The organism is Aeromicrobium sp. CnD17-E, assembly GCF_024124745.1.
Taxonomy (GTDB): domain Bacteria; phylum Actinomycetota; class Actinomycetes; order Propionibacteriales; family Nocardioidaceae; genus Aeromicrobium.
In genome coordinates this window covers 1-2,001 of the sequence record NZ_JAMXRU010000198.1, presented here as the reverse complement: position 1 = coordinate 2,001, position 2,001 = coordinate 1, and the positions used below count along the sequence as shown (strand labels likewise).

Genomic DNA, 2,001 nt, shown 5'->3' with positions numbered 1-2,001 from the left:
CTCGCCGCCGGCCAGGACGTGGGCGGAGGTCGCGCAGGCCGCCACCGCCACGCCCACGAGGACAGGCCGGACGAGCCGCGGGCCCAGCCCGCGTGCCGCCGTCCCGCTGCGCGTCGTCACCCCACGAGGGTAGTCGGGACGGACCACGGACCTGGCGGCGGCCGTTACGGTGGGAGCCATGTCCGACATGCAGCAGACCGCCGGCATCATCGCGCTCGACGAGCAGTGGGGTGCCCACAACTACCACCCGCTCCCCGTGGTGATCTCCGAGGCGGAGGGGGCGTGGGTCACCGACGTCGACGGTCGGCGCTACCTCGACTTCCTCTCCGGGTACTCCGCGCTCAACTTCGGGCACCGCCACCCCGACCTGGTCCGCGCCGCGCACGAGCAGATCGACCGGCTCACCCTGACCTCGCGCGCCTTCCACAACGACCAGTTCGGCGCCTTCTGCGCGGAGCTGGCCGAGCTCACCGGCACCGAGATGGTGCTGACGATGAACACCGGTGCCGAGGCCGTCGAGTCCGCCATCAAGGTCGCCCGCAAGTGGGCCTACGAGGTCAAGGGCGTCGCGTTCGACGCGGCCGAGATCATCGTGGCCACGCACAACTTCCACGGCCGCACGACCACCATCGTCTCCTTCTCCGACGACCCCGTCGCCCACGACAACTACGGGCCCTTCACGCCGGGCTTCGTCACCGTCCCCTACGGCGACGCGCAGGCCGTGCGCGACGCCATCGGCCCGAACACGGCTGCCGTCCTGATGGAGCCCATCCAGGGCGAGGCCGGCGTGGTCGTGCCGCCCGCCGGCTTCTGGGCCGACGTGCGGGACGCCTGCACCGAGAACGACGTGCTGCTGATCGCCGACGAGATCCAGTCCGGCCTCGCCCGCACCGGCCGCCTGTTCGCCCTCGACCACGAGGGCGTGCGCGCCGACCTGTACACCCTCGGCAAGGCGCTCGGCGGCGGCATCATCCCGGTCTCGGCCGTCGTCGGACGGGCCGACGTCCTCGGGGTCCTCCGGCCGGGGTCCCACGGCTCGACGTTCGGCGGGTACCCGGTCGCGTGCGCGGTCGGGCGCGCGGTCGTCGGCCTGCTGGCCACCGGCGAGTTCCAGGAGCGGTCGGCCGACCTGGGCCGGCACCTGCACGACCGGCTCGAGGCTCTCCTCGGGCAGGGCGTCGCCGCGGTGCGCGGACGGGGCCTGTGGGCCGGTGTCGACCTCGACCCGCTGGGTCGCACGGGGCGCGAGGTGTCGATGGCGCTGCGCGACGAGGGTGTGCTGTGCAAGGAGACCCACGAGCGGACGCTGCGCATCGCCCCGCCGCTCGTCATCACGCGGGACGAGATCGACCAGGCGGTCGACGCGCTCGAGCGTGCGCTGAAGGTCTGAGGCGGTGGGCACGCTGCTCGCCGTGCTCGCCCTCGTCGCGGGGCTGGTGCTGCTGCTCGTCGTGGCGGGTCTGGTCCGGCTCGCGCTGGTGCGACGTGCTCATCGACGTCGGGTGGCCGGCTACGCACCCGAGGTGGTCGAGCAGGCCGGGCTCTTCGCGGTCGCCTCAGACCGGCAGACCCAGGTGCGGGGCATCGGCTCGCTGCTCCTGGGCCGCGAGCACCTCGCGTTCGTCCCTCTGGTCGCCGGTCGCGACGTCGAGGTGCCCCGGGAGGCGATCACGTCGGCGACCCTCTCGCGGACCTTCATGGGCCGGTCGACGGGTGCCGACCTGCTGGTCGTCACCTGGTCGCGGGACGGCCTGGCCGACGCTGCCGCCTTCCAGGTGTCCGACCCGGCCGGCTGGCGCGACCGACTCGCCTGAGGCTCAGCCGAAGAAGGTGGCACCACCGGGCGGGGCGGGTGACGCCTCGGTCCGCGCGTCCGTGAAGGCAGTCCCCCCGGCCAGCCGGTCGCGCACCTGGGCGGCGTCGAGCACGCGGTAGGGGAACATCGACCCCGCGGCGCGGCGGGCCAGCGGGGCGGGGTCGACCGGCGCGCGGGAGGCGACG

2 protein-coding genes and 1 pseudogene are annotated in these 2,001 nt (G+C 74.1%); 2 read left to right on the top strand and 1 reads right to left on the bottom strand.

Going from position 1 to position 2,001, the window contains the following annotated elements; translation table 11 throughout:
• The first annotated feature begins 178 nt into the window (after window positions 1-178).
• A complete protein-coding gene (gene rocD / locus NH339_RS18050) occupies window positions 179-1,390 on the top strand; it encodes an ornithine--oxo-acid transaminase (RefSeq protein WP_253027385.1) in 1,212 nt (403 codons plus the stop codon).
• Between the two features lie 4 nt (window positions 1,391-1,394).
• On the top strand, window positions 1,395-1,814 hold the full coding sequence (locus tag NH339_RS18045) for a hypothetical protein (protein ID WP_253027384.1): 420 nt from the start codon (window positions 1,395-1,397) through the stop codon (window positions 1,812-1,814).
• A 3-nt stretch (window positions 1,815-1,817) separates the two neighbouring features.
• On the opposite strand, the pseudogene NH339_RS18040 reads toward NH339_RS18045, so the two are convergent.
• Window positions 1,818-2,001, bottom strand: a pseudogene (locus tag NH339_RS18040) (spermidine synthase); the annotation flags it as partial.